This window comes from Streptomyces sp. NPDC020747 (assembly GCF_044334695.1).
GTDB lineage: Bacteria > Actinomycetota > Actinomycetes > Streptomycetales > Streptomycetaceae > Streptomyces.
The window spans coordinates 73,491-100,118 of sequence record NZ_JBIRTJ010000014.1 but is presented as its reverse complement, the minus strand read 5'-3'; the positions used below and the strand labels follow the sequence as shown (position 1 = coordinate 100,118).

The 26,628-nt window shown below is 71.8% G+C and carries 22 protein-coding genes and 1 riboswitch; of the genes, 8 read left to right on the top strand and 14 right to left on the bottom strand.

Annotation, left to right across the window (positions count from 1 at the left end; all coding sequences use genetic code 11):
• Positions 1–88: 88 nt before the first annotated feature.
• The 7 genes from ACH4YP_RS32840 (at position 89) to ACH4YP_RS32810 (ending at position 7,487) form a co-directional block, all read left to right on the top strand.
• Entirely contained in the window at positions 89–937 is an 849-nt protein-coding gene (locus ACH4YP_RS32840; protein WP_398494396.1) for a transporter substrate-binding domain-containing protein, read from the top strand.
• Positions 934–1,767, top strand: coding sequence for an amino acid ABC transporter permease (locus tag ACH4YP_RS32835; protein ID WP_361056808.1), 834 nt, complete (start codon positions 934–936; stop codon positions 1,765–1,767). Before ACH4YP_RS32840 ends, ACH4YP_RS32835 begins: the two co-directional genes overlap by 4 nt.
• Positions 1,764–2,576 (top strand): amino acid ABC transporter ATP-binding protein, encoded by an 813-nt coding sequence (locus ACH4YP_RS32830; protein WP_361056805.1) that lies wholly within the window; start codon positions 1,764–1,766, stop codon positions 2,574–2,576. Before ACH4YP_RS32835 ends, ACH4YP_RS32830 begins: the two co-directional genes overlap by 4 nt.
• Positions 2,577–2,655: 79 nt before the next feature.
• The gene (locus ACH4YP_RS32825; protein ID WP_398494393.1) at positions 2,656–3,747 is read left to right on the top strand and encodes an amidohydrolase family protein; all 1,092 of its coding nucleotides are present in this window, start codon (positions 2,656–2,658) and stop codon (positions 3,745–3,747) included.
• A gap of 392 nt (positions 3,748–4,139) precedes the next feature.
• Positions 4,140–5,060 carry an SCO1860 family LAETG-anchored protein gene (locus ACH4YP_RS32820; RefSeq protein WP_398494391.1) on the top strand — a complete coding sequence of 307 codons (921 nt, stop codon included), beginning with the start codon at positions 4,140–4,142 and terminating at the stop codon, positions 5,058–5,060.
• 86 nt (positions 5,061–5,146) lie between these two features.
• A complete protein-coding gene (locus tag ACH4YP_RS32815; protein ID WP_361056941.1) occupies positions 5,147–5,302 on the top strand; it encodes an LOG family protein in 156 nt (51 codons plus the stop codon).
• Between the two features lie 256 nt (positions 5,303–5,558).
• On the top strand, positions 5,559–7,487 hold the full coding sequence (locus tag ACH4YP_RS32810; protein WP_398494389.1) for a zinc ribbon domain-containing protein: 1,929 nt from the start codon (positions 5,559–5,561) through the stop codon (positions 7,485–7,487).
• On the opposite strand, the gene cobC is transcribed toward ACH4YP_RS32810, so the two are convergent.
• The 6 genes from cobC to cobM form a co-directional block, all read right to left on the bottom strand.
• Positions 7,469–8,647 carry an Rv2231c family pyridoxal phosphate-dependent protein CobC gene (gene cobC / locus ACH4YP_RS32805; RefSeq protein ID WP_398494387.1) on the bottom strand — a complete coding sequence of 393 codons (1,179 nt, stop codon included), beginning with the start codon at positions 8,645–8,647 and terminating at the stop codon, positions 7,469–7,471. The two genes, ACH4YP_RS32810 and cobC, sit on opposite strands and share 19 nt — an antisense overlap.
• Positions 8,637–9,566, bottom strand: a complete 930-nt coding sequence (locus ACH4YP_RS32800; protein WP_361056790.1) for a sirohydrochlorin chelatase — start codon at positions 9,564–9,566, stop codon at positions 8,637–8,639. Before ACH4YP_RS32800 ends, cobC begins: the two co-directional genes overlap by 11 nt.
• The gene (locus tag ACH4YP_RS32795) at positions 9,563–10,228 is read right to left on the bottom strand and encodes a precorrin-8X methylmutase (RefSeq protein WP_361056938.1); all 666 of its coding nucleotides are present in this window, start codon (positions 10,226–10,228) and stop codon (positions 9,563–9,565) included. The genes ACH4YP_RS32800 and ACH4YP_RS32795 overlap by 4 nt, the downstream gene beginning before the upstream one ends.
• A gap of 77 nt (positions 10,229–10,305) precedes the next feature.
• Positions 10,306–11,988: a precorrin-3B C(17)-methyltransferase gene (cobJ, locus tag ACH4YP_RS32790; RefSeq protein WP_398494385.1), complete on the bottom strand. Its 1,683-nt coding sequence runs from the start codon at positions 11,986–11,988 to the stop codon at positions 10,306–10,308.
• A complete protein-coding gene (gene cbiE, locus ACH4YP_RS32785) occupies positions 11,985–13,283 on the bottom strand; it encodes a precorrin-6y C5,15-methyltransferase (decarboxylating) subunit CbiE (protein ID WP_398494383.1) in 1,299 nt (432 codons plus the stop codon). The genes cobJ and cbiE overlap by 4 nt, the downstream gene beginning before the upstream one ends.
• Positions 13,280–14,143, bottom strand: a complete 864-nt coding sequence (gene cobM / locus ACH4YP_RS32780; RefSeq protein WP_361056781.1) for a precorrin-4 C(11)-methyltransferase — start codon at positions 14,141–14,143, stop codon at positions 13,280–13,282. The genes cbiE and cobM overlap by 4 nt, the downstream gene beginning before the upstream one ends.
• A 146-nt stretch (positions 14,144–14,289) precedes the next feature.
• On the opposite strand from cobM, the gene ACH4YP_RS32775 reads away from it, so the two are divergent.
• A complete protein-coding gene (locus ACH4YP_RS32775; protein WP_361056778.1) occupies positions 14,290–15,018 on the top strand; it encodes a ZIP family metal transporter in 729 nt (242 codons plus the stop codon).
• Between the two features lie 50 nt (positions 15,019–15,068).
• Here ACH4YP_RS32775 and cobI read toward each other — a convergent pair whose 3' ends face one another.
• The 8 genes from cobI to ACH4YP_RS32735 all read right to left on the bottom strand — a co-directional run bounded on the left by cobI (position 15,069) and on the right by ACH4YP_RS32735 (position 26,627).
• The gene (cobI, locus tag ACH4YP_RS32770; RefSeq protein WP_361056775.1) at positions 15,069–15,821 is read right to left on the bottom strand and encodes a precorrin-2 C(20)-methyltransferase; all 753 of its coding nucleotides are present in this window, start codon (positions 15,819–15,821) and stop codon (positions 15,069–15,071) included.
• Positions 15,803–17,257, bottom strand: a complete 1,455-nt coding sequence (locus ACH4YP_RS32765; protein ID WP_398494380.1) for a cobyrinate a,c-diamide synthase — start codon at positions 17,255–17,257, stop codon at positions 15,803–15,805. Before ACH4YP_RS32765 ends, cobI begins: the two co-directional genes overlap by 19 nt.
• The gene (gene cobO, locus ACH4YP_RS32760; protein ID WP_361056769.1) at positions 17,254–17,853 is read right to left on the bottom strand and encodes a cob(I)yrinic acid a,c-diamide adenosyltransferase; all 600 of its coding nucleotides are present in this window, start codon (positions 17,851–17,853) and stop codon (positions 17,254–17,256) included. The genes ACH4YP_RS32765 and cobO overlap by 4 nt, the downstream gene beginning before the upstream one ends.
• Positions 17,853–19,907 (bottom strand): putative cobaltochelatase, encoded by a 2,055-nt coding sequence (locus ACH4YP_RS32755; RefSeq protein ID WP_398494378.1) that lies wholly within the window; start codon positions 19,905–19,907, stop codon positions 17,853–17,855. Before ACH4YP_RS32755 ends, cobO begins: the two co-directional genes overlap by 1 nt.
• Positions 19,904–23,560 (bottom strand): cobaltochelatase subunit CobN, encoded by a 3,657-nt coding sequence (gene cobN, locus ACH4YP_RS32750; RefSeq protein WP_398494376.1) that lies wholly within the window; start codon positions 23,558–23,560, stop codon positions 19,904–19,906. Before cobN ends, ACH4YP_RS32755 begins: the two co-directional genes overlap by 4 nt.
• On the bottom strand, positions 23,557–25,089 hold the full coding sequence (locus tag ACH4YP_RS32745; RefSeq protein ID WP_398494374.1) for a cobyric acid synthase: 1,533 nt from the start codon (positions 25,087–25,089) through the stop codon (positions 23,557–23,559). Before ACH4YP_RS32745 ends, cobN begins: the two co-directional genes overlap by 4 nt.
• Positions 25,086–26,042, bottom strand: a complete 957-nt coding sequence (locus ACH4YP_RS32740; protein ID WP_398494372.1) for a cobalamin biosynthesis protein — start codon at positions 26,040–26,042, stop codon at positions 25,086–25,088. The genes ACH4YP_RS32745 and ACH4YP_RS32740 overlap by 4 nt, the downstream gene beginning before the upstream one ends.
• Before the next feature lie 97 nt (positions 26,043–26,139).
• Positions 26,140–26,276, bottom strand: a riboswitch (cobalamin riboswitch).
• A 129-nt stretch (positions 26,277–26,405) separates the two neighbouring features.
• On the bottom strand, positions 26,406–26,627 hold the full coding sequence (locus tag ACH4YP_RS32735) for a hypothetical protein (RefSeq protein ID WP_143637099.1): 222 nt from the start codon (positions 26,625–26,627) through the stop codon (positions 26,406–26,408).
• Position 26,628: the final 1 nt, after the last annotated feature.

Genomic DNA, 26,628 nt, shown 5'->3' with positions numbered 1-26,628 from the left:
CGGCCCAATGGCCATGGGAATGGTTTGAGAGCCTCAAACCTTTCCTTATAATCAGAAGCCACAGTTTCCCCACAGGAGGTCAACCCCCGTGAAGATGGTCCTCGGGCGCCGGTCCCGCATGCTGGCCGCCACCACCGCGACGGCCGGGCTGCTGCTCGTCGCCGGCTGTTCTTCGGACGACGACGGGGGCAAGAAGACCACCGCGAACGGGGTCGAACTGGCGAAGGGCGGGCAGCTCACCACCTGCACGCACCTGCCGTACCCGCCGTTCCAGTCGGAGATCGACGGCAAGGTGCAGGGCTTCGACGTCTCGCTGATCGACCTGGTCGCCAAGGACCTGGGCGTGAAGCAGGTGATCCTCGACCAGCCCTTCGAGAACTTCAAGACCGGCGGGTCCCTCAACGCCGGCCAGTGCGACCTCGCCGCGGCCGGCATGACGATCACCGACGAGCGCAAGAAGAACGTCGACTTCTCCGACCCGTACTTCGAGGCCACCCAGGCCGTCCTGGCCGACAAGAAGAGCGGCATCTCCTCCTTCGCCGACCTCAAGGGCAAGAAGGTCGGCGCCCAGGCGCAGACCACCGGCGAGGAGTTCGCGAAGAGCAAGGGCGTCGACCCGGTCTCCTTCGAGTCCTCCGACGCGCTCCTCAACGGCCTGCGCACCGGCCAGGTCAAGGCCGTCGTCATCGACTACCCGGTCGTCCAGGGCTGGCTGAAGAACAAGGCCAACGCCGACGCCTTCGAGGTCGCCGACAACATCAACACCGGTGAGGAGTACGGCTTCACGATGAAGAAGGGCAACACCAAGCTCCTCGAAGCCGTCAACAAGGCGCTGGCGGACGCGAAGTCCGACGGCACCTACAAGAAGCTGTACGAGAAGTGGATCGGCCCGTACGACGAGAGCGCCGCCTCCGCTTCCCCGTCCGCCGCCTCATGAGTGGGACGGACACCGAAGTCCAGCCACGCAGAAGCGGTCTGACCAGACGTCAGAAGCGGGCCGTGTCGCGCGGCGTCCAGTACGCGGTGTTCGTCGCCGCCCTGGTCGCCCTCGGCGTCACGGCCGACTGGGGGCAGTTGCGGAACCAGTTCGCCCAAGTCGACCTGGCCGAGCGGATGTTCCCGGACATCATCACGCTGGCGCTCAAGAACACCGTCCTCTACACGGTGTCCGGCTTCGTCTTCGGCCTCGCCCTCGGTGTGGTCGTCGCCCTGATGCGGCTCTCCTCCGTGGGGCCGTACCGCTGGCTCGCCGGTATCTACATCGAGATCTTCCGCGGGCTGCCCGCCCTGCTGATCTTCATCTTCGTGGGCGTCGCCGTGCCGTTGGCGTTCCCCGGCACGGAGATCCCCGGCGGCACGTACGGGAAGGTCGCGCTCGCGCTCGGCCTGGTGGCCGCCGCGTACATGGCGGAGACGATCCGCGCGGGCATCCAGGCCGTCCCCAAGGGGCAGATGGAGGCGGCCCGTTCGCTGGGCTTCTCGCATGCCCGGGCCATGGTCTCGATCATCATTCCGCAGGCGTTCCGGATCGTGATCCCGCCGCTCACCAACGAGTTGGTGCTCCTCTTCAAGGACTCCTCGCTCGTGCTGTTCCTCGGGGTCACCCTGGAGGAACGCGAACTCTCCAAGTTCGGCCGCGACCTGGCCAGCGAGACCGCCAACTCGACACCGATCCTGGTGGCGGGCCTGTGCTATCTGCTGGTCACGATCCCGCTCGGTTTCGTCGTACGCCGCCTTGAGGCGAAGGCCGGGGAGGCCACCAAGTGAGCACTACGAGCAGTCCGGCCCTCGCGAAGGACGCGAGCGGCACGCCGGAGATCCAGGTCCGCGGCCTGCACAAGTCGTTCGGCGACAACGAGGTGCTGCGCGGCATCGACCTGGAGGTCCGCTCCGGCGAGGTCGTGTGCGTCATCGGCCCCTCCGGCTCCGGCAAGTCCACGCTCCTGCGCTGCGTGAACCTCCTCGAAGAGCCCACCAAGGGCCAGGTCTTCGTCGGCGGCACCGAAGTCACCCACCCCGACGTGGACATCGACGCCGTACGCCGCCGGATCGGCATGGTCTTCCAGCAGTTCAACCTCTTCCCGCACCTGACGGTGACCGAGAACCTCACGCTGCCGCAGCGCCGGGTGCTCGGCCGCGACAAGGAGGCGGCCGCGAAGGTCGCCGCCGAGAACCTCCGGCGGGTCGGCCTCTCCGAGAAGGCGGACGCGTACCCCGCCTCCCTCTCCGGCGGCCAGCAGCAGCGCGTCGCCATCGCCCGCGCGCTCGCCATGGGCCCCGAGGTGATGCTCTTCGACGAGCCCACCTCCGCCCTCGACCCGGAGCTCGTCGGCGACGTCCTCGCCGTGATGCGCATGCTCGCCGACGAGGGCATGACCATGATGGTCGTCACCCACGAGATGACCTTCGCCCGCGAGGTCGCCGACCGCGTGGTCTTCATGGACGCCGGCGTCATCGTCGAGGACGGCCCCCCGGCCCAGGTCATCACCAACCCGACCCACGAGCGGACCCGCCACTTCCTGTCCCGCCTCCTGGACCCGGCGATGGCGGACGTGGAGGAGGACAGCGCCCCGTAGGGGCGCGACCTGGGGGCACCTCCCGGCCGAAGGCTGGGGGACCACAACCAACCCGCGGTCGCCGAACTAAAGTGCACCCATGAGCGATCAGGCGGTACTGCACGTAAAGGGCCGTGTACTCATCGGCCCCGACGACATCCGGGACGAGCTCTGGATCGTCGGCGGCAGAATCACCTACGAGCGCCCACAAGGCGCCCGTGACACCCGCACCGTGAACGGCTGGGCCCTGCCCGGCCTGGTGGACGCCCACTGCCACGTGGGCCTCGGCCCCAGCGGCCCAGTCGCGGACGACACCGCGGAGAAGCAGGCCCTGACCGACCGCGAGGCCGGCACCCTGCTGATCCGCGACGCGGGCTCGCCCTCCGACACCCGCTGGATCGACGACCGCGCGGACCTCCCGAAGATCATCAGGGCGGGCCGCCACATCGCCCGCACCCGCCGCTACATCCGCGGCTTCGCCCACGAGATCGAGCCGGACGACCTCGTCGCGTACGTCGCCCAGGAGGCCCGCCGGGGCGACGGCTGGGTGAAGCTCGTGGGGGACTGGCTCAACCGTGAGACCGGCGACCTCGGCGCCTGCTGGCCCCGCGACGCGGTCGAGGCGGCGATCGCCGAGGCCCACCGCCTGGGCGCCCGGGTCACCGCGCACTGCTTCGCCGAGGACTCCCTGCGGGACCTGGTGGAGGCGGGCATCGACTGCGTCGAGCACGCCACCGGCCTGACCGAGGACACCATCCCGCTCTTCGCCGAACGCGGCGTCGCCATCGTCCCGACCCTCGTCAACATCGCCACCTTCCCGCAGCTCGCGGCCGGCGGCGAGGCCAAGTTCCCCCAGTGGTCGGCGCACATGCGACGGCTCCACGAGCGTCGCTACGACACCGTGCGCGCCGCCTACGACGCCGGAGTCCCCGTGTACGTCGGCACCGACGCGGGCGGCACGCTCGCGCACGGCCTGGTGGCGGGCGAGGTCGCCGAGCTGGTGACCGCCGGAATCCCGCCGGTCGAGGCGCTCTCGGCGACGGCGTGGGGCGCCCGTGCCTGGCTGGGACGGCCCGGTCTGGACGAGGGAGCACCGGCCGACCTCGTCGTGTACGAGGGCGACCCGCGGGCGGACGTACGGGTGCTGGCGGCGCCCCGGCGGGTGGTGCTGAACGGCAAGGTCGTCGGCTAGGGCCTGTCCTGGGGCGGTGCTCAACTCGCCTGCACGGGCGCATCCCGGTCGACGGGCGGTGAGTTGACGGAGCGTAACCGTCCGCCGGGATCGCTCGTTCGGCACTTCCGCGCATGCTCCGGCGCGTCAACCGGCGCGTTCGAGCCGGTTGGTGCATCCGGGTGGAGATGAGGAACGCGCGTGCCGAGAGAATCGAAGAAGCGCACGGAAACTCCACGTATGAGTGAACTCCCGTCAGGCTGCTGACTGTTCACTCTCCGTGCGTAAGGATTCCCGCATCGACGCCGTCGGCGCTCCCCGCAGGTCCCCGTGAGCGGAGCGTCCGGCGGCGTCGCGTCTCCAGTTCTGTCTCCCGTGGGGGTCCCACCACTTTGAACAGCAACGCTTTCCGCATGCCCGCACGTATGCCCACACGCCTGCCCGCACGCAGGTTCGCCGCCACCGCGGCGGCCACCGTCCTGGCCGCAGGTCCCGCGGCCCTGGCCGGTGCGGGCCCGGCCCACGCGACCGAGGACCACGGCCGCGCCAGTGCCGTCGTCCTGCGCACCGGGCTCGACGTCTCCCTGCTCAACAAGTCCGTGAACGTCCCGCTCACGGTCTCGCTCAACGACGTACAGGCACCGCGCAGCGCCGAAAAGACCGCGCTCACCGCCAAGTTGGACGGAGTCGACGGCGGGCAGCCGTTCACCGTGCTGGACGCGGAGGTGGCCCGGTCGAGCGCGAAGGTCTCCGCGAAGAAGGCAGAGGGTTCGGTGAACCTCGCCCATGCCAAGGTGCATGTGCCGGGGCTGCCCCTGCTGTCCCTGATCGAGATCGAGCAGGTCAGCGCGAAGGCGGTCTGCGCGGCGGGCGAGAAGCCGGTCGCCACCGCCAATCCGCTGGGCGCCGTGACGGTCCTCGGCAAGAAGACCACGGTGACCGCCGGTGGTCCGACCGAGGTGAAGGTGCCCGGCGTCGGCGAGGTGCGCCTCGACGTGGCGTCGACCCGCACCACCTCGCGTACGGCCGCCGCCACCGCGCTCCAACTCAAGGTCTCCATCAACCCGTTGAAGCTGAACGTAGCCGAGGTCGGGGGCACGGTCACCCTCGCCGAGGCCACCTGCGAGACACCGGCCGCACCCGCACCCGCACCCGCGTCCGCGGACCCCGTCGAGCCGGCGACCGAGGTGAAGCCGCAGGGCGCGCCCGCCGACGAGGCCAACCTCGCCGAGACCGGCGCCAGTTCGGCGACACCGTACGTCGCTGCGGGCGCGGTCGCCCTGCTGGCGGCGGGCGGCAGAGCCGTCGTACTGGCCCGCCGCAAGAGGGGCTGAGCACACTCTCGGCGGCCGGACGTGCGAACTCCTCGGCGGCAGAGGGGAGTTCGCGTGTTCGGCGCCCGCGCAGGTGATTTCGTGCACTGCTCGATACCGACGGCTACTACCGCTGTCTGCTCGCGTTCCTCGAACACGCCGTGCGACAGGGCTTCGTACGGCCCGGCGACCTGGAACGGTTGGTGGCGTGCGCCGGACCCGACGAAGTACTCGACCACGCAAGGGAGTCGACCCCGACCTGAGGCCGCCGACGAGGACGGCAGGGGTGACGCGTCGCGGGTCCCCAGGCTGCCGCTCGGCGACGCGGCGCCTGCGCGAGGTCAGCAGTCCCGCAGGGTCTCGCATTTCCTTAGGTGTCCGTAGTGATTCGGCATGCGTCGGTGTCATGCTGTGTGCTCGGTGTCGGGGTCGTGTGTGAGTACGTGGATCGAATGCGTGACCTTGTGCGGGGTGTGTCGTTGATCGGATGACAGCATCGCGGGTGGGAAGGGGGCACGGGTGAGCCGGAAGTTGCCGCTTGCTGAGGGTGAGAGTGCCCGCACCGCCTGCGCCCGTGGTCTGCTGCGCATGGGCGTGGAGGAGAAGACGGGTGAACTCCTGTCCGCTTCGGTGCTGGCGGGGAGGGTGGGCTGGGCCGCTGATCTGGTGTCGGGCATGGTCGCCTCCCTGCTGGCCGAGCGCTGGAACACCCTTGATGTGGATGTGCTGGCCTGCGGTGTGGATGCGGGAGGCCAGAAGCTGCCGTCGAACGCGTGGATGGCCCTGCGCCGCCTCGGCTGGACCGTGAAGCCTGGCGCCAAGGTCAATGACCGGATCGTCCGCATGGCGCAGGAGCAGGCCGGGCGTACCCTGCGTGCGGTGAAGTGGCGGGCCGACCTGACCGCCTCAATCCTCAAGACGTGGCCCGCGGACCCGAAAAAGCGCACCGCCGATGAGTGGGACGGCGTGCGTGAGGCGGTGCCGGGCGGACAGTTCCTGCCGTCCACCGTCATCACCTCACGCACCCGGCAGATCACCGCCTTCCAGCAGAAGCACGACCGGCTTCCGGCCGACGTCTTCGAGCTGGAAGGGGAGCCTCGCATGGCCCGAATGCTGCTTCTGTCCGCCTGCGACAGCCAGCAGGCCGGCATCGAACGATCTGATGATCCGGGCCGGGCGCTGCTGCGACTTCAGCTGCCGACCCGTCCGGATCCGCAGTCGTATGCGGACTGGACGTGGGTGGTCTGTCCGATCACACTTCCGCCGACCGTTCCCGCCAGTGCCGTGCTGCACCTGCCGACTCTGCGTCTTCACCAGGACCACGTGCGGGCCGACCTTGCCTTCACGCATGCCGTCCCGAAGACGCAGCGCACCGGCCACACGGTCGCTCTCGGTGTGGACTGGGGCCTGAACACCCTGCTCAGCGCGGGTGCCACCCGGCTCCACGACGACGGACGGATCACCACGCTCGGCAGTGGCGGCATGTTCCGCGCCTGCGGTGTCCTCGCCAGGCAGCACCGGCTGCGTCGACAGGGCGAGTCCCTGCACACCAAGGCCGACCACTACGACCGGCTCATCAGCGGTGCGGAGCACCACGCCCTGACGGGCAGGCGTCAGATTCTCACCGACGAGATCCGACACGTCTCGGCCCGCCGGTCGAACCTGAACGACGCTCTGGCGTGGTCGGCCGCCCGGTGGGCGGTGGACCAGGCAATCAGCGCCGGGGCCACGGTCATCTACGTTGAGGATCTCCGCTCGATGGAGGCCCGCGGGATGGGCCAGGGCCACAACACCCGCATGTCACAGAGGGTGCGCGGGCAGATCGTGGACCGGATGTGCCACCTGGCCGCCGAGACCGGCATCGCCGTGGTGACCGTCCCGGCCCGCAACACCTCCAAGCACTGCCCGCAGTGTCTGGTCCCGCTACGCCACCGCAAGGCCCCCGACCGGCCGACCGTGCCGGGCTGGAAGTGGGCGATCTGCCCGTCATGCAACTGGCAGGGCGACCGGGACCAGGGCGCCTGGCGCCGTATCGCCGCACGCGGACTCACCCACCAGGCCAAGACGGTCACCGACCGCACCAGCGGCGCCATGGCCATCCGCAACGTGCTCGACAAACTCGAAACCAAGGGAGTCATCACACCGACTGCCACCCAGACCAGTCGGGACAGGTCCAAGACCGGCCCGACGAAAGCAGCATGTCCGACGCCCAGGCGACGCCGGACACCCTCCCCCGCCCCGGCGGGCCAGCGTCCGGAGGGACACGCTCACACGGACCGGACCCGGCTGCCTCGTGCAGCCCTCCGGAACCAGGGCGTGACAACGATCAGCACACACCATCCGCGAGGAGCAGCACGGGGTGCAGGTTTCCACCTGCACAACCACGCCACTCCTCCCCGGTGGGAACACGTACCAGACACTAGGCCTGACTACGTTTCCCTAAGCTGATCAGAGACGCTCAGGGCCTGGTCCAGGGCCTGGAGGAAGCGGTTGACCGTCGCGCGGTCGCGCACCGCCAGGCGCAGCCAGGTGTCGTCGAGCCCCGGGAAGGTGTCGCCGCGCCGCACGGCGAAGCCCAGCCGGCGCAGCCGGGCGCGGACGGCCGCCGCCCCGGGGAGCCCGATGAGGACGAAGGGGCCCTCGGCGGGCTCCGCGACCCGGACGCCGTCGGACGCGAACTCCCTGAGCCCGGCGACCAGATGGGCCCGGTCGATCGCGACGCGACGGGCCGCGTGCTCCTGTTCCGCCAGCGCCCGGGGAGTCATACAGGCCTCGGCGGCGGCCAGCGCGGGCGTGGACACCGGCCAGAGCGGCTGGGCCCGTTCGAGTTCGTCGATCGTCTCGGGTGAGGCCAGGACGTACCCGATACGCAGCCCCGCCAGGCCCCACGTCTTGGTGAGGCTGCGCAGCACGACCAGACCCGGCACGTCCGTGCGCCCCGCGAGGGTTTCCCGTTCGTCCACAACCGCGTCCATGAACGCCTCGTCGACCACCAACGTCCGCCCGGGACGGGCGAGTTCGGCGATCAGAGCGGCCGGGTGGAGGACGGACGTCGGGTTGGTCGGGTTGCCGATCACGACCAGGTCCGCGTCCTCGGGGACGGCCGACGGGTCGAGCCGGAAACCGTCCCCGGCCCGCAGAAGCACCCGATCCACGGTGTGCCCCGCGTCCCGCAGCGCCGCCTCCGGCTCGGTGAACTGGGGGTGTACGACCACGGGTTGACGGACCTTCAGGGCGCGAGCCAGTAGCACGAAGGCCTCGGCGGCGCCGGCCGTGAGCAGCACCCGCTCCACGGGCAGCCCGTGCCGCGCCGCCACCGCGGCCCGCGCGGCCCGCCCGTCCGGGTAGGCGGCGAGCCCGGTCAGCGACTCGGCGATGTGCTCGCGCAGCCAGGCCGGCGGAGTGTCCGCGCGGACGTTCACCGCGAGGTCGACGAGCGCCGATCCGTCATCGCGCACCTCGGCGTCGCCGTGGTGCCGGAGGTCGTGCGCCTCACCGTGTCCGCCGGAGCCCTGTCCGCCGGTGTCCCGCGCCCCGACGCCCTGTCCGCGGCCGGGGCGGTGGCGGTGCCCGCCCGGGCCGTCTCCGTCGCCCCCGTCAGTGTGCATGGGAGGGCGCGTGGCCGTCGTGGTGGTGATGCCCGTGGTGGTGCCCGTCGTCGTCCGGGTGGAAGTGCGGCTGCTGGGGCAGCCCCACCTTGTCCTCGAAGCCGGGCAGCGCGATGCGGTAGACGCAGGAGTCGCAGTTCATCCGCAGATCACCCTCGACCGCCTCCCGATAGCGCTCCATGACCAGGTCGAGCAGCTCCGGCTCCGGCCCGATGACATCGGCGGAGACCACGTCGGTCTCCGGGTGCGCGGCCGCCCACCCCTCGGTCTGCTGCCGCACCCGGTCCGGGAGGATACCCGTGAACAGGAAGTAGGGGAGCACCACGATCCGGCGCGCGCCCAGCTTCACACAGCGGTCCAGGCCCGACGGCACGTCCGGCGCGGCCAGCGACACGAACGCCGTCTCCACGCCCGCGTAGCCCCGCCCCTCCCACAACAGCCTTGCCGCCTTGAGCACTTCGGCGTTGGCGTCCGGGTCGGTCGAGCCGCGCCCGACGAGCAGGACGGTCACCTCGGCACGGTCCGCGGGGATCCGCGCCGAACTACCGAGCGCCTCGTCGAGCCGCCGCTCCAGCACCGCGAGCAACGCCGGGTGCGGGCCCAGCGGACGCCCGTACGTGTAGGAGATCCCGGGGTGCCGCTCCTTCTCGCGGCTCAGCGCGGCCGGGATGTCGCCCTTGGCGTGCCCGGCGGACACCAGCATCAGCGGGACGGCCGCGAACCGGCGCACCCCCTGCTCGACCAGTTCGGTCACGGCGTCGCCCAGCGGCGGCGGGGAGAGCTCGATGAAGCCGCCCGCGACGGGCAGCCCGGGGTTGCGGCGGCCCAACTCCCGTACGAAGTCGCGGAAAGCCTCGGCACCCGCTTCGTCCCGGGTACCGTGTCCGGCGATGAGCAGGGCGGGGGCGGGGGTGGTCACGATTTCTCCTTGGACTCGGACGGGGAACCGGCCCGGGACTCGGCCTCGGGCGCGGGGTGGGACACGGCGTCAGGCACCGGGTGGGAAACGGGGTGGTACAGCAGGGCGTTGAGCGCGGCCGCGGCGACCGCCGAACCGCCCTTCTCGGACACGTTGCTCACGGCGGGCAGCCCGCTCTCGCGCAGCGCGGCCTTGGACTCCGCCGCGCCGACGAAGCCGACGGGCAGCCCGATGACGAGCGCCGGGGCGGCGTCCAGGGTGAGCAGTTCCTCCAGCGCGGTCGGGGCGCAGCCGATCACCCAGAGCGCGCCGGGCCCGACCTGCTCGTACGCGAGCCGGATCGCATGGGCGGAGCGGGTCAGCCCCGGACCGGACACGGCGTCCTTGAGGCGGCAGACGGTGTCGCGCCGGGTGATACCCGCCGCGACCATCTCCACGTCCACCACGACGGGCGCCCCGTCGTGCAGCGCCCGGTGGGCCTTCTCAAGGGCGCCCTCGTCGGTCACGAGGTCGGTCGCGTAGTCGAGATCGGCCGCGGAGTGGATCACCCGCTCCAGGACGGCACGGGTCAGCGGCGGGAAGTGCGAGGTGTCCAGGCGGGTTCGCAGCCGCCGGAAGGACTCCTGCTCGATGGGGTGCACGATCCGGGTCCCGGGGTCCACGGTCCGGGTCCCGGGATCTATGGTCCCGGTCCCGGGGTCCGTGATCCGGCTCTCCGGGAACACCCGGCTGACTGCGCTCACTTGGGCTCCTCCTGCCAGCGGTAGCCGCGCGGCGTCACCATACGGCCGGCGATCTCACGGGTCGCCGTGTTGCCCACGGTCACCACCGTCATCATGTCCACCGTCGCCGGGTCGAGTCCCGCGAGGGTGGTGACACGGCTGGATTCGTCCGGCCGCGAGGCGTTGCGTACGACCCCCACGGGCGTCGTCGGCTTCCGGTGCCCGGCGAGGATCGTGAGCGCCTTGGGGAGCTGCCAGTCGCGGCCCCGGCTGCGCGGGTTGTAGAAGGTGACGACGATGTCTGCCTCGGCCGCCGCGCGCACCCGGCGCTCGATGATCTCCCACGGCGTGTGCAGGTCGGAGAGGCTGATCGACACATGGTCGTGGCCGAGCGGCGCTCCCAGGATCGCCGCAGCCGCGAGCGCGGCGGTCACCCCCGGCACCCCGACCACGTCGATGTCGTCGGACGCCTCCGCGAGCGCGGGCGAGGCCATCGCGTACACGCCCGCGTCACCGCTGCCGATCAGCGCGACCGCCTGCCCGAGCCGGGCCTCGGCCACGGCGGTCCTGGCCCGCTCCTCCTCGGCCCCGAGCCCCGATTCCAGGATCCGGGTGCCCGGCAGGAGCAGGTCGCGGATCTGGTCGACGTACTGGTCGAGCCCGACGAGCACCGAGGCGCGGCGCAACTCGTCCCTCGCGCGGGGCGTCAGCAGGTCCCGGGCGCCGGGTCCGAGGCCGACCACCGCGAGCCGCCCGCGCCCAGGCCGGCGTACGACCGCGCAGGTCGCCATCGCGGGCCGCGCGGCCGACTTGCGCTTGGGGACGAGGAGTTCGCCGCCGCGCAGCAGGGCGGCGGCCTCCGCCACCGACGGGGTGCCGACGGCGGCGAGGGGCGCGTCCGAGGGGTTCGGCACGTCGACCGCCGCCAACTCCTCGGCGCCGTACGTCACCACGGGCACCCCGAGCCGCTCGGCCGCCCCGAGAATGCCGGGCTCCTCGGCCTTGGCGTCCACGGTGGCGAGCTCGGCGACGGACTTCACCGAAAGACCGGCGTCCCGGAGCGCGTCCCGGACGAGCCCGAGCACCTCGTCGACGGGGGCGCCCTTGGAGGCGCCGACGCCGACGACGAGGGAGGGCGGCCGGAGGACGACCTCACGCTCGGCGGGTTCAACAGCCCTGTCGCTGACGCGAATTGAGTACTCACCGGCCTCGGCGACCCGCAGTGGCGGCAGCGGCCAGGCCAACTCGGCGTTCAGCGCGACCGGTTCCCCGTCCAGCATGGCCCGGGACACCCCGGCCACATCCCCTTCGACCGGCAGGCCGAGCGTGTCGAGCCCCGGCACGCCCACGGAGTCGGTAGCCGTGGTCACCACAGGCTCGGCACCGAGCAACTCGCCGACCTCGCGGGCGAGTTCATTGGCTCCGCCGCCGTGGCCCCCGACCAGGGACACCGCGAACCGCCCGCCCTCGTCCACACACACCACCCCGGGGTCGGACGCCTTGTCGCCGAGCAGCGGCGCGACGAGCCGCACCACGGCCCCCGTGGCGAGGAAGCACACGAGCTGCTCGCACTCCGCGAAGGCCCGCCGCACGGCGTCCCCCACGGGGCCCTCGTACACGCGGGTACGGCCCGGCCAGGCCGAGGCCACCCGCCGACAGCCCGCCGAACCGGCGGCCGTCGCGGAAATCAGGCCGATCACTGAGCGACTCCTTCACTACGCACCGGAGGCCGGACGCCCCACAGCAGGAAAACGGGGTTGGTCGCCGCGAGCCGGGTGACGTCCCCCGGCAGCGGCGCCAGCCGGGACGACTGCAGCAGTACGCCGTCACAGTCGAGCCCGGCCGCGACCAGCGCGTCCCGGACCGCCGGAACCCGGTCGAGGGCGGCCATCGCCACGACGACCGACCGCCGCGCCCGCCGGGCACAGGCGGTCACGATGGCGGGCAGTTCCCGTCCGCCCCCGCCGATGAACACGGCGTCGGGGTCGGGCAGGTCGGACAGCACGGTCGGCGCGGCGCCGTGCACGGCGGTCACGTCGACCCCGTGCGCGGCGGCGTTGGCGCGGATCCGCCCCACACCGTCCAGGGTCTTCTCCACCGCGGTCACGGCGGCCCCGAGCCGCGCGCACTCCACGGCGACCGAGCCGGAGCCCGCGCCGATGTCCCACACATGCTCACCGAGCCGCGGCCCGAGCCGGGCCAGCGCCAACGCCCGCACCTCGAACTTGGTGATCATCGAGTCACGGTGGGCGAACTCGCCCTCCTCCAGCGCCCATCGGGCGGGCCCGGGCGGCGGCCCGGCGACCGTACGCACGGGGGAGAGGACACGCGACTCGTCGAGACACAGCACGACACTCACCGCCGCCCCCCAGTCCCGGGCGGCGGCCTCGGCGGGCGTGACCCGCTCGACCCGCTCGCTGGTGTGCGGGGCGGAGTCCGAGCCCGGGGCGGGGCCAGAGCCCGCGCCCGCCCCCAGCGCCGAAGCCACCACCAGCACCCGCCCGCTGGACCGCAGCGCGGCGCCGAGTTCCGCGGGCCCGGAACCTGGCCCCGTCAGCACCGCCACCTTGGGATGGGCCCGGCAGACGTTGACGGCGGTCCGCAGATCGCGCCCGTGTGCGCTCACGACCACCGCGTCGTCCCAGGTCAGGCCGAGCCGTGCGAAGGCGGTGGCGATGGACGACACCCCCGGGTGGACGTCAAGACGCTCGGCTCCGAAACGCTCGGCGAGGGCCCGGACGATCCCGAAGAACCCGGGGTCCCCGGAGGCCAGCACGACGACCCGCCCCTGGTCGGCGGGCTTCTCCAGGAACTGCTCGATCGCGTCGAGGGCGGGCGCGAGCGGCCCCAGGACGACCCGCTCGGCCGTGTCCGGCATCGCCGTCGCGGCAGCCAGATGCCGTCGGCCGCCCACGACGAGCCCCGCCCCGGCCAACGCGGCCCCGGCGTCCGGAGGAAGGGGCGCCCCCGTGCCCGTACCGACGACGGTGATCACGGCGTGACACCCTGCGTACCTTGCGCGCCCTGCGTACCTCGCGCACCCTGTGCGCCCTGGGTCCGCAGTGCCCTGCGGGCCTCGGGGTCGGCCTTGCGGAAGCCGTGGAAGTGGCCGGGGTGGTAGAGGTGCGAGCGCGTGCCGTGCGCGTCGAGGGCCGGGCCGACCAGGAACAGCGTGTGTTTCCAGAGCTTGTGCTCCTTGACGGTCTCCTCCAGCGTGCCGATCGTGCACTTCACGATCAGCTCCTCCGGCCAGGTCGCCTGGTACGCGACCACGACCGGCGTCGACGTCGGATAACCGCCCTCCAGCAGCTCCCGTACGAGCTGCCCGCTGCGGGCGGCCGACAGGAACAGCGCCATCGTCGTCCCGTGCCGCGCGAACTCCCGTACCTCCTCACCGGGCGGCATCGGCGTCTTGCCGCCGCCGAGCCGGGTGAGGATCACGGACTGCGCGACCTCAGGGATGGTCAGCTCCCGCTGGGCGAGCGCGGCGACGGCGGAGAAGGAGGAGACACCGGGCACGATCTCGGTCTCGATGCCGATCGCCGCGCACCGGTCGACCTGCTCCTGCGTACCGCCCCAGAGCGCGGGATCGCCCGAGTGGATGCGGGCCACCTTCAGCCCGGCCTCGGCAGCGCGCTCGTAGACGGCGACGACGTCCTCCAGCGACATCGTCGCCGAGTCCAGGATCTCCGCACCCTCACGTGCGTGTTCGAGGACCTCGGCCTGCACCAGGCTGGCCGCCCAGATCACGACGTCGGCCTCGGCGATGGCGCGCGCGGCGCGGAACGTCAACAGGTCGGCGGCACCGGGCCCGGCCCCGACGAAGGTCACCTTGCCGGTGGGGGCATCGGCCATGGGATGGGGTCCTCTCCTATGAGTCCTACGAGTACTGCGGTTCTCACGGGTGCTTGCGGACATCAGCGCACGGATTCCGGAAGCCGTGAAGCCTCGGACGTGCGGCGGACGTGCGTGAACACGGGTCGATCGGATAGCAAGGGCACATGGCGGTGTTCGTCGCGCTCGGCGCGTTCCTCATGACGCTGGCCGGCGGCTGGACGGCGCAACGCGTCACCGACCGCCGCCACCTCGTACTCGGTCTGGCAGGCGGTCTGATGCTGGGCGTCGTCGGCCTGGACCTGCTGCCGGAGGCGCTCGACGCGGCGGGCGACGAGATCTTCGGCGTCCCGGCCGCGCTGCTGCTGTTCGTGGCGGGCTTCCTGCTGGCGCACATGGTGGAACGCCTGCTGGCCGTACGGCAGGCGGCGCACGGCGGGGAGGAAGACAACGGCCGCGCCCCCGAAGTGGGCCTGACGGCCGCCGCCGCGATGGTCGGCCACAGCGCCATGGACGGCGTGGCGATCGGCGCGGCCTTCCAGGTCGGCGGCGGCATGGGAGCGGCCGTGGCCGTCGCCGTGATCGCCCACGACTTCGCGGACGGCTTCAACACGTACACGATCACGACCCTGTACGGGAACGCCCGCCGCAAGGCGGTCGCGATGCTCTTCGCGGACGCGGCGGCCCCGGTCGTGGGCGCCGCCTCGACGCTCCTGTTCACCATCCCCGAGCATCTGCTCGGCGGCTATCTCGGCTTCTTCGGCGGCGCGCTGCTCTATCTCGCCGCCGCCCAGATCCTCCCCGAGGCCCACCACGAACACCCGGCCCGCTCCACGCTGCTGTGCACGATCGCGGGGGCGTCCTTCATCTGGCTGGTGGTGGGCATCGCGGAGTGAGACGACGTGCCGGTACCGCCCTCTGACGGGAGTCACTGTTCTGACGGGAGTCACAGCTTGCCGCCGCGTCCGCCGTCGCGCCGCGCGGGCGCGATGAGCGTCGAGAGGTAGGGCAGTTGGGCGCCGTCCAGTTCGGCGGCGGGCCGGATGGACTCGTCCGGCAGCCCCAGGGCCGACCCCCACACGGCGTCGTCGAGCCGCCCGGTCTCCCGCAGTGCCGCGGCGACCTCCTGCGCCAGCCGCCCGAACTTGTACGCGACGACGGTCCCGGGCCCGTTGAGCGCGTCCTTGAGCGCACCGGACCCGGCGGTGACGGGCACGAGCGTCAGCGGCTCGGTGCCCTCCGTCAGCACGGCCCCGGACCGGGCGGCGAGATCCTGCATGGCGGTGATACCGGGCACGGTCTCGACGACGGTCCCCGGCACGACGTGCTCGATGGTCTGCGCGAGATAGGTGAACGTGGAGTACACGTTCGGATCCCCGATGGTCGCGAACGCCACGGTCCCGTGCGTACGAAGCAGCCCGGCCACCCGCTCCCCGGCGGCGTCCCAGGCGGCCTCACGGCGCTCCCGGTCGGACCGCTCGTTGAGCGCGAAGACGACGCGTACGACCTTCTCGTCGGGCACGTAGTGCAGCACGGTGGCTTCGGCACGCCCCGGCTCGCCGCCGTCTTTTCCATCAGACGCAGCCATGACGGGCACGACGACGACATCGGCCGCCCGAAGGCAGTTGACCCCCTTGACGGTCACGAGCTCGGGATCCCCGGGCCCGACCCCGACCCCGATCAGCCTGCTGTTGCCCATGACCCGACACACCTCTCCACAAACCGACGGGCGACACCGGGCGCCGATGCCCAGTGCGTGTGCAGATAACTCGCGTGCACGCCCTGCTGTACGAAACCTTCGACCCGCCGTGCCGGAGCACGGACGCCCCAGGCCGGAGCGACCCCCGCCCCGGGCTCGACGACGGTCCGGTGAAACTCATGCCCGCGCATCCGGCTGCCGGCCTCGGCCAGCACACTGTCGGACACGGCGACGGCATCCCGATACCCCAGCGTCAGCCGCTCGTCCATCCGCGCCTTCGCGTCGATCACCTCACACATGGGCAGGCCGTCGAGCTCACGCGAGAGATACAGCAGCCCCGCACACTCGGCGGCGACCGGCGCCCCACTCCCGGCAAACGCGGCAACGGCCTTGCGCAGCGGCTCATTCGCGGACAGCTCAGGGGCGTACACCTCGGGAAACCCGCCCCCGATGACCAACCCCCGCGTCCCCTCGGGCAGTTCCTCATCCCGAAGCGGATCGAAGGTGACAACCTCCGCTCCGGCGGCGGCAAGCAACTCGGCATGCTCGGCATAGGAGAAGGTGAAGGCGGCCCCGCCGGCAACGGCAACTTTCAGCCCGTCCGGCGTTTGAGGACGAGCGCGTTCAGCGCGATACGGGGGTCTGGGGGCAGAGCCCCCAGGGACGGGAACGGGAAGGGGCGGCGGGGGCGAAAAAGCCAAGGCCTCAGCCGCATCCCAAGCCGCCCCCGACAACCCTCCAGCGCTGCGCGCCAACGCGAACAACGCATCCAGATCACACCCACCCCGCACCTGCGAGGCCATCGCGTCAACAGCAGCAACCGCCTCGGCCCGCCGCTCGGCAACAGGCACCAGCCCCAGGTGCCGAGAAGGCGTCCCCACCCGCTCAACCCGCCGCAGAACACCCAACACAGGCACCCCGGACGCGTCCAACGCCTCCCGCAGCATCCCCTCATGCCGCTCGGACCCCACCTTGTTGAGGATCACCCCACCGATCCGCACCTCCGGATCCCAGGACGCAAACCCATGCACGAGCGCGGCCACGGACCGAGACTGGGACGAGGCATCCACGACCAACACCACAGGCGCCCGCAGCAACTTCGCCACATGAGCGGTGGAGGCGAGCTCCCCTTCCCCCGCGGCCCCGTCGAACAGCCCCATCACGCCCTCGACGACGGCGAGATCACACCCCCGAGCCCCATGGGCGAACAGCGGCGCGACCAGCTCCGCCCCGCACAGATAGGCGTCGAGATTCCGCCCCACCCGCCCGGTGGCGAGCGCGTGATACCCGGGATCGATGTAGTCGGGCCCCACCTTGTGCGGGGACACGGCAAGCCCCCGCGAGGCGAACGCGGCCATCAGCCCCGTGGCGACGGTGGTCTTGCCGCTGCCCGAGGAGGGCGCGGCGATGACCAGCCGAGGGACGGAAGAACTCACCACTCGATGCCCCTCTGCCCCTTCTGACCGGCGTCCATGGGGTGCTTGACCTTGGACATGTCCGTTACGAGGTCGGCGAGTTCGACGAGCTTCTCGGGAGCGTTGCGCCCGGTGATCACGACATGCTGGGTCCCGGGCCGGTCCCGCAGCACGGAGACGACCTCGTCGACATCGATCCACCCCCAGTGCATGGGATAGGCGAACTCGTCGAGCACGTACAGCTTGTACGTCTCGGCGGCGAGGTCGCGCTTGACCTGCTCCCAGCCCTCGCGGGCCTTCTCCTCGTTGTCCATCTGGGAGTCGCGCTGCACCCACGACCACCCCTCGCCCATCTTGTGCCAGTCGACGGCCCCACCTTCATCGGATGCTCCCAGCACCCGAAGCGCGTTCTCCTCGCCGACCTTCCACTTCGCGGACTTGACGAACTGGAAGACCCCGATGGGCCAGCCCTGATTCCAGGCCCGCAGCGCGAGCCCGAAGGCGGCGGTGGACTTGCCCTTCCCGATCCCGGTGTGCACGATCACGAGCGGCCGGTTCCGCCGCTGACGAGTCGTCAGCCCGTCGTCGGGTACGACACTCGGCTGTCCCTGCGGCATTACGCGGCCCTCCTGTTGTTGCCCTGAACATCCCTGACGAGTCCGGCGATCGAGTCGGCACGCAGCTCGTCCAACGTCACGGCGGTACCGCCGAGTTCGCCCGCGAGCTGTCCCGCGAGCCCGAGCCGTACGGGCCCGGACTCGCAGTCGACGACCACGGACGCGACCCCGTCGGCGGCGAACAGCCGAGCGGCCCGCCCCGCCAGTGCCACCGGCTCGGGCCCGCCCGTCGCCCTGCCATCCGTCACCAAGACCACCAACGCCCGCCGAGCCGGATCCCGCAACCGCTCCACCCGCAGCACGTCATGCGCCCGCAGCAGCCCGGCGGCGAGCGGCGTACGCCCGCCGGTGGGCAGCGACTCCAGCCGTACCGCCGCCGCGTCCACCGAGGAGGTGGGCGGCAGGGCGACCTCGCCCGTCGAACCGCGGAAGGTCACGAGCCCCACCTTGTCCCGCCGCTGGTAGGCGTCGAGGAGCAGCGACAGCACCGCCCCCTTGACCGCGCTCATCCGCTGCCGGGCCGCCATCGACCCGGAGGCGTCCACGACGAACAGCACGAGGTTCCCCTCGCGCCCCTCCCGGGTGGCCTGCCGTAGATCGTCACGCCGGACCACGAGACCCGGTCCCGACCGGCCGCGCGCCCGCTGATGCGGGGCCGCGGCCTGCACGGTGGCCGCCAAGTGCAGCTTGGTCAGGGCCCCTTGAGGCCGACGCGCCCCGGTTGTCCGCCCGTGCTCGGTCCGCGCCCGCGACCGCCGCCCGGCGGCACCCTCGCCGAGACCCGGCACACTCAACATCTTCGTACGGAACGGCTCGGCGGCCCGCACGGGGGCCTGCTCGCCCGCGCCGGGCGACGGCGCCTGCCCGCTCTCGGAGGGCTCGCCCTGCGCGGGCACCTCACCGGAGCTCTCACCGCTGCCGTCGTCGTCGGGCCCGTCCTGAGGGGGCTGTCCGCCGCCCCCGTCGGGCCCGTCCGGATCCGGATCCTCGTCGCCGGAGTCGCCCGAATCATCGGAACCGCCCGAGCCGTTGGAGCCGTCGTCACTCCCGAACTCCTCCAGCGTCTCGTCGAGCTTGTCCTCGTCAAGTCCCGGCGCGTCGAAGGGGTTTCGCCGACGCCGGTGCGGCAGCGCGAGCAGCGCGGCCTGCCGTACGTCTTCGGGCAGCACCTCTGTGCGCCCGGCCCACGCGGCCAGTGTGGTGGCGGTCCGGGCCATCACGATGTCGGCCCGCATGCCGTCCACCTCGAAGGCGGCGCAGGTCGCCGCGATCTGCCGCAGCGCCCCGTCGCCGAGCACGACCGACGGCAACAGCTTCCGCGCGGCCACGATCCGTGCCCGTACCGCCGTTTCCTCGTCGGCCCAGCGCGCCGCGAAGCCGTCCGGATCGTCGTCGTACGCGAGCCGCCGCCGCACGACCTCGACCCGCTGATCGGGCTCGCGCGAGGCGGCCACCTCGACCGTCAGCCCGAACCGGTCGAGCAACTGCGGTCGCAGCTCGCCCTCTTCGGGGTTCATGGTCCCCACCAGCAGGAACCGCGCGGCATGCCGTACGGAGACACCCTCGCGCTCCACGTACGAGGCACCCATCGCCGCCGCGTCCAACAGCAGGTCGACCAGATGGTCGTGGAGGAGGTTGACCTCGTCCACGTACAGGATCCCGCGGTGCGCGTCGGCCAGCAGGCCGGGCTCGAAGGCCTTCACGCCCTCGGCCAGCGCACGCTCGATGTCCAGCGCGCCCACGAGTCGGTCCTCGGAGGCGCCGACCGGCAACTCGACCATGCGCGCGGGCCGTTGAGCTCCCGGCCCCACCTCGTGCGGCCCGTCCGGGCACGCGGGGTCGGGAGCGGCGGGAGCGCACGAGAACCGGCAGCCGGCGACGACGTCCACCTCGGGCATGAGCGCCGAGAGAGCGCGGACAGCCGTCGACTTGGCGGTGCCCTTCTCGCCGCGTACGAGCACACCGCCGACCGCGGGCGACACGGCGTTCAGGAGCAGCGCGAGCCGCAGGTCGTCCTGCCCGACGACAGCCGTGAACGGAAAGGGGGTACTCACTGGTCGTCGCCCTCCAAGTCGCCTTCGAGCTCCAGATACGTGGCGCGCAGCCGCTCCAGCGTCTCGGCGTCCGGCTCGGCCCACAGCCCGCGGTCCGCCGCCTCAAGGAGCCGTTCCGTGATGCCGCGCAGGGCCCAGGGGTTGGACTTCTTCATGAAGTCCCGGTTCTCCGCGTCGAAGACGTACTCCGCGCTGAGCTTCTCGTACATCCAGTCGTCCACGACCCCGGCCGTGGCGTCGTACCCGAAGAGGTAGTCGACGGTCGCCGCCATCTCGAAGGCACCCTTGTAGCCGTGCCGCCGCATGGCCGCCATCCAGCGCGGGTTGACCACGCGGGCGCGGAAGACGCGGTGGGTCTCCTCGCCGAGGGTGCGGGTCTTGACCTGGTCGGGGGTGGCGGAGTCGCCGACGTACGCCTCGGGGCTCGCGCCCGTCAGATGCCTGACCATGGCGACCATGCCGCCGTGGTACTGGAAGTAGTCGTCCGCGTCGACGAGGTCGTGCTCGCGGGTGTCGACGTTCTTGGCAGCGACGGCGATCCGCTTGAACGCGGTCTCCATGTCCCCGCGCGCCGCCCGCCCGTCGAGCCCGCGCCCGTAGGCGTAGCCGCCCCAGACCGCGTACACCTCGGCGAGGTCGGCGTCGGAGCGCCAGTTGCGCGCGTCGATGAGGGGGAGGAGACCGGCCCCGTACGCGCCCGGCTTCGAGCCGAAGATACGGGACGTCGCGCGCCGTCGGTCGCCGTGCTCGGCGGTGTCCTCGTCGGCGTGCGCGCGCACGAAGTTCCGGTCGGCGGGCTCGTCCAGGTCGGCCACCGCGCGTACCGCGTCGTCGATCAGCCCGATCACGTGCGGGAAGGCGTCCCGGAAGAAACCGGAGATGCGGACCGTGACGTCGATGCGCGGCCGGCCCAGTTCCTCCAGGCCGACGACCTCGAAGCCGGTGACGCGCCGCGAGGCGTCGTCCCACACCGGCCGGCAGCCGAGCAGCGCCAGGATCTCCGCGATGTCGTCGCCCTGGGTGCGCATCGCGGAGGTGCCCCAGACCGTCAGACCGACGGACTTCGGGTAGTCGCCGGTGTCCTGGAGGTACCGCTGCACGAGCGAGTCGGCGAGCGACTGCCCGACCTCCCAACTCAGCCTGGACGGGATCGCCTTGGGGTCGACCGAGTAGAAGTTGCGGCCGGTCGGCAGGACGTTCACGAGTCCGCGGGTCGGTGAACCCGAGGGGCCCGCCGGGACGTAACCGCCGTTCAGGGCAAGGAGGATGTGGTCGATCTCGTCCGTCGTACGGGCCAGACGCGGCACCACCTCACGGCACGCGAACTCCAACACGGCTACGGCGTCGGGGAGTTCGGTGCCGCCGAGAACCTCGCGCACGAGAGCGGGCACGGTCGCTACGGCCCAGGCGCGCTCCTCCATGCCCTCCGCGAACCGGCGGCACAGCTGCTCAAGGAGGTCGATCGCGTCGGCCGCCGTCCGGGCAGGACCCGCCACCAGGTCGGTCAGCTCGACCGGCACCTTCACCGGGGTGCCGGGCTCGTGCAGCAACTCCTTCTCGACCAGGCCGAAGTGCTCGGCGAGGCAGGCCCGCAGCCCCGGCAGCGCGTTCGCTGTCCCGCCCCACACCTGAGAGGCCCGCAGCACGGCCAGTACGAGGTTCACACGCGGTTCGGCCTCCGGGCCGCCGCCGAGAATGTGCAGGCCGTCGCGGATCTGCACGTCCTTGATCTCGCACAGATAGCCGTCGATGTGCATGACGAACGAGTCGAAGGCGTCGTCGTCCGGCTGGTCGTCCACATGCAGGTCGTGGTGCAGCTCGGCCGCCTTGACCAGCGTCCAGATCTGGGCCCGCACGGCCGGGGCCTTCGTCGGGTCCAGGTCGGACACGAGCGCGTACTCGTCGAGGAGTTGCTCCAGCTTCGCCAGATCGCCGTACGTGTCCGCGCGCGCCATCGGCGGCACCAGGTGGTCGACGACCGTGGCGTGGCCGCGGCGCTTGGCCTGAGTGCCCTCGCCGGGGTCGTTGACGATGAAGGGGTAGACGAGGGGGAGTTCACCGAGGACGGCGTCCGGTGCGCAGCCACCGCTCAGCCCAAGTCCCTTGCCCGGCAGCCATTCCATCGTGCCGTGCTTGCCCATGTGCACCACGGCGTCGGCGCCGAAGCTGTTGTCCAGCCAGCGGTAGGCGGCCATGTAGTGGTGCGACGGCGGCATGTCCGGGTCGTGGTAGATCGCGATCGGGTTCTCGCCGAAACCGCGCGGCGGCTGGATCATCACGACGACGTTCCCGAACTGGAGGGAGGCCAGCACGATGTCGTCGCCGTCCACGTACAGGTTGCCCGGCGGCTCGCCCCACGCCTCCAGCATCCCGCTGCGCAGGTCGGGGTCGAGCTTGTCGAACCACGCCCGGTAGTCGGCCAGCGGCACGCGCGCGGGGGCCGAGGCGAGCTGCTCCTCGGTCAGCCACTCGACGTCGTGGCCGCCGGCCGCGATGAGCCGGTGGATCAACTCGTCGCCGTTGTCCGGGTATTCGGTCAGGGCGTACCCGGCGTCCCGCAGCGCGTCGAGCACCCGTACCGCCGAGGCGGGGGTGTCGAGACCGACCGCGTTGCCGACGCGGGAGTGCTTGGTCGGATAGGCGGTGAAGACGAGCGCGAGCTTCTTCTCCGCGTTCGGCTTGTGCTTCAACCGGGCGTGGCGCACGGCGATTCCGGCGACCCGCGCGGCCCGCTCGGGGTCGGCGACGTACACCGGAACGCCGTCGGGACCCTCTTCCTTGAACGAGAACGGGACCGTGATGAGGCGTCCGTCGAACTCCGGGATCGCGACCTGCATCGCCGCGTCCATGGGGGAGAGGGCGGCGTCCGACCCGGCCCAGGCTGCCCGCGACGAGGTGAGGCAGAGCCCTTGCAGGACAGGGACGTTGAGGTCGGCGAGCGCGCCGATGTCCCAGGCCTCCTCGTCGCCGCCCGCGGACGCCTGCGAGGCGTGCGTGCCACCGGCGGCGAGGACCGTGGCCACCAGCGCGTCGGACTTGCCGAGGAGCTCGTACAGGCCCGCGTCGGCGTCGCGCAGCGAACCGCAGTACACGGCAAGGGCGTTGGCGCCCCGGGCCTCGATCGCGTCGCACAGGGTGTCCACGAAACCGGTGTTGCCGCTCAGTTGGTGCGCCCGGTAGAAGAGCACACCCACGGTCGGACGGCCCTCGACGTGCGCGCGCTCGCCGTGGATCCCGAACTCGGGCATCTTCCGCGGCTCTTCGAAGCCCTCGCCCGTCAGCAGCACGGTGTCGGACAGGAAGCGGGCCAGCTCGGCCAGGTTCTCCGGACCGCCCTCGACCAGATAGCGAAGCGCCTCCGCCACGACCCCGGCGGGCACGGACGACTCGGCCATCAACTCCGCGTCGGGGACGGACTCCCCGCCGAGCAGCACGGTCGGAATGCCGGACGCCCTGAGCGCGGCGAGCCCCTCCTCCCAGGCACGCTTGCCGCCCAGCAGCCGTACGACCGCGACGTCCGCGCCCCGGACCAGCGCGGGAAGCTCCTCCGCGACATCCACGCGGGTCGGATTGCCGATCCGGTACGCGGCGCCGGCGGCGCGTGCCGCCAGCAGATCCGTGTCGGCGGTCGACAACAACAACACTGTGCTCATGCGGGCGCTCCCGGTGGAATGAAAGGCAGTCCTGTCGGCGCGCCGGACTCGATGAGCCGCCACAGCGCGTCCGTGTCCGCGTGTTCCTCGATCAGATCGCCGAGCCGGTCCAGCTGCTCCTCGCGCAGCGACCCGAACGACGTGTCGGCGGCCGGTACGAAGCGGCGCCCCGCGGCGGCCGCCACCTCGCGAAGGAAGGCCCGGCGGAAGCCGTCCGACTCCAGCGAGCCGTGCCAGTGGGTCCCCCAGACCTCGCCAACCCGGCAGCCGTCCAAGAAGGGTTCCCCGCCCGTGACCTGGGCGACCCCGTGGTGGATCTCGTACCCCTCGACATGCTCGCCGAGTGCCTCGCCGACGGGCCGGGTGAGGGTCTTCTCCCGCGCGAACCGCACGCGCACGGGAAGGAGTCCGAGCCCGTCCACCTGGCCCGCGCGCGACTCGACCTCGTCCTCGATGTGCTCGCCGAGGATCTGGAAGCCACCGCAGATGCCGAGGACGGGACGCCCCTGAGCGGCCCTTCTGGCGAGGGCGTCCGCGAGGCCGCGCTCCCGCAGCCACTCCAGGGCCCTGACCGTGCCGCGGGTGCCGGGCACCACGACGAGGTCCGCGTCGACGAGTTCCTCCGCCCGGTCCACGAACCGCACCACGACGCCCGGTTCGGCGGCCAGCGCGTCCACGTCCGTGAAGTTGGACATCAGCGGAATCGCGCAGACGGCCACCCGCAGGATGTCCTCGCCGACGGGGGAGGAGACAGCCGACTCCCGGACCGAGCCTCTCAGCGAGACCGCCATCCCGTCCTCCTCGTCGATGCCGAGACCGTGCTGGAAGGGCAGGACGCCGTACGTACGACGTCCGGTGAGGTTCTGGAGCATGTCGAGGCCGGGCTCCAGCAGGGACACGTCCCCGCGGAACTTGTTGACGAGGAACCCGGCGACGAACGCCTGGTCCTCGGGCGAGAGCAGCGCCACGGTCCCGAAGAAGGAGGCGAAGACGCCCCCGCGGTCGATGTCGCCGACGACGAGCACGGGCAGTCGCGCGTTGCGCGCGATGCCCATGTTCACGATGTCAGTCCGCCGCAGATTGATCTCGGCGGGACTGCCCGCCCCCTCACAGATCACCGCGTCATACGTGCCCCGCAACTCGGCGAGGCACTCCAGCACGGTCCCGAGGAGCTTTTCCTGCCGCCCGCCGTGATAGCCGCGGGCGCTCATCTCACCGACGGGTTTACCCATGAGGACGACCTGACTGCTCCGGTCGCTGCCGGGCTTGAGCAGCACGGGATTCATGAGCGCGGTGGGCTCCACACGAGCGGCCTGCGCCTGCATGGCCTGCGCCCGCCCGATCTCGGCGCCCTCCCGCGTGACGAACGAGTTGAGCGACATGTTCTGCGCCTTGAAGGGCGCGACCTTGACGCCGCGCCGCACCAGCCACCGGCAGATCCCGGCGGTGACGACGCTCTTGCCCGCGTCGGAGGTGGTACCGGCGACGAGCAGCCCGCCACCCGTTCCCCCGCTCGTTCCCCGGCTCATGACGTACGCCCCTTCGCGCGAAGGCCGCTGACGAGGAGCCGCCCGGCGACACTCACGCCGAGCGCGAGCAGACCCACGCGCCGCGAGAGCCGTACGGCCCGCTCGATGTCCCCGACCTCCACGGCCCGGCCACCACCATTGAGTACGGGCCGGTGTTCGACCCTTCCGGCGTACGAGAGCGTCCCGCCCAGCCGCACGCCGAGCGCCCCCGCGAACGAGGCCTCCACGGGCCCGGCGTTGGGGCTCGGATGCTTGACGGCGTCGGCACGCCAGGCGCGTACGGCCCCGCGCGGATCGCTTCCCGCGACGGCCGCGAGGACGGCGGTGAGCCGAGCCCCCGGCCACCCCGCGACGTCGTCGAGCCGCGCGGAAGCCCACCCGTACCGCCGGTACTTGGCCGACCTGTGCCCGACCATCGCGTCGAGCGTGTTCACGGCACGGAACGCGACCAGCCCCGGCACACCGGCCGCGGCACCCCACACGAGGGCGCCCACGACGGCGTCGGAGGTGTTCTCGGCGACGGACTCGACGACGGCCCGGGCGATCCCGTCGGCGTCCAGAGCCTGCGGATCCCGCCCGCACAGGTGCGGCAGCCGCTCCCGGGCCACCTCGACGTCCCCGGCGGCGAGCGCCCCGCCGATGGCCCGGGCCTCCCGGCCGAGCGACGTACCGCCGACGACGGACCAGGTGGCGGCGGCTGTCAACGCGACGGACGCGATGCGAGAGGTCCGTACGGAACGGTCGGCCAGGGCGGCGAGGGATACAGCGCCACCCACACACACGGCGGTGTGCAGCGCGCCCCACCCCCGGTGGTCCCGCCACAACACCCGCTCCACGGCACCCGCGGCACGTCCGAACGCGGCGACCGGATGCCCCCGGCGTGGATCGCCGAGCAGCAGGTCACCGAGAAGGCCGGCGGCGGCGCCGTACGCGAAGACGCGATCGGCACGCATCGGTTCAGCCGACCGTCAGGTCGGGCACAACCGTCGCTGGAAAGGCACTTGGGCAGCCGCGCATGGCGATTTGTCCTCACTCAGGGTGTCCACGCCCTGGTTCGACGAGACAGACGGCGAGAGTTCCTGGCTCCCGGGGTGTCGAATCCCCGGTAACAGTGGCGGGACCGCGCCGGATTCGCACCGGCTTCCTCTCCTGCCGCCGTACATGGCTCCGGCAGTCCACCACGCCCACGAACACCCGTCAACTTGCTGTTGACCTGCGACGGGAGAGTGTGCTGAGGCCCACACACGGACACGACTCCGCCCCGCCGACCGGGGGGCGACGGGGCGGAGTCGTACGGGACGGAGGTGCCGTGCGCGTCAGGCGACGATCAGATAGATGCCGTACGTCACAGCCGCTGCGCACGCGGCGAAGCAGGCGTACGCGCCCGTGACCGCGAGGGTCGCGGTGCCGCCCTGGGCGGAGGCCGACTCGCGCTTGGAGAGGCCGACGATGCCGAGGGTGAAGAGGCCCACGAGGGCGACGGTGACGATGAGGCTGACTCCGAAGACGGAGCCGAGGGCTGCCCAGTCGATCTTCATT

Coding starts and splice junctions, on each gene's coding strand:
- ACH4YP_RS32835 (WP_361056808.1), top strand. CDS start 934: ATGAGTGGGACGGACACCGAAGTCCAGCCACGCAGAAGCGGTCTGACC.
- ACH4YP_RS32825 (WP_398494393.1), top strand. CDS start 2,656: ATGAGCGATCAGGCGGTACTGCACGTAAAGGGCCGTGTACTCATCGGC.
- ACH4YP_RS32820 (WP_398494391.1), top strand. CDS start 4,140: ATGCCCGCACGTATGCCCACACGCCTGCCCGCACGCAGGTTCGCCGCC.
- cobC (WP_398494387.1), bottom strand. CDS start 8,647: ATGCACACTGACGGGGGCGACGGAGACGGCCCGGGCGGGCACCGCCAC.
- cobM (WP_361056781.1), bottom strand. CDS start 14,143: ATGGCCGATGCCCCCACCGGCAAGGTGACCTTCGTCGGGGCCGGGCCC.
- ACH4YP_RS32775 (WP_361056778.1), top strand. CDS start 14,290: ATGGCGGTGTTCGTCGCGCTCGGCGCGTTCCTCATGACGCTGGCCGGC.
- cobI (WP_361056775.1), bottom strand. CDS start 15,821: ATGGGCAACAGCAGGCTGATCGGGGTCGGGGTCGGGCCCGGGGATCCC.
- cobO (WP_361056769.1), bottom strand. CDS start 17,853: ATGCCGCAGGGACAGCCGAGTGTCGTACCCGACGACGGGCTGACGACT.
- cobN (WP_398494376.1), bottom strand. CDS start 23,560: ATGAGCACAGTGTTGTTGTTGTCGACCGCCGACACGGATCTGCTGGCG.
- ACH4YP_RS32745 (WP_398494374.1), bottom strand. CDS start 25,089: ATGAGCCGGGGAACGAGCGGGGGAACGGGTGGCGGGCTGCTCGTCGCC.
- ACH4YP_RS32740 (WP_398494372.1), bottom strand. CDS start 26,042: ATGCGTGCCGATCGCGTCTTCGCGTACGGCGCCGCCGCCGGCCTTCTC.
- ACH4YP_RS32735 (WP_143637099.1), bottom strand. CDS start 26,627: ATGAAGATCGACTGGGCAGCCCTCGGCTCCGTCTTCGGAGTCAGCCTC.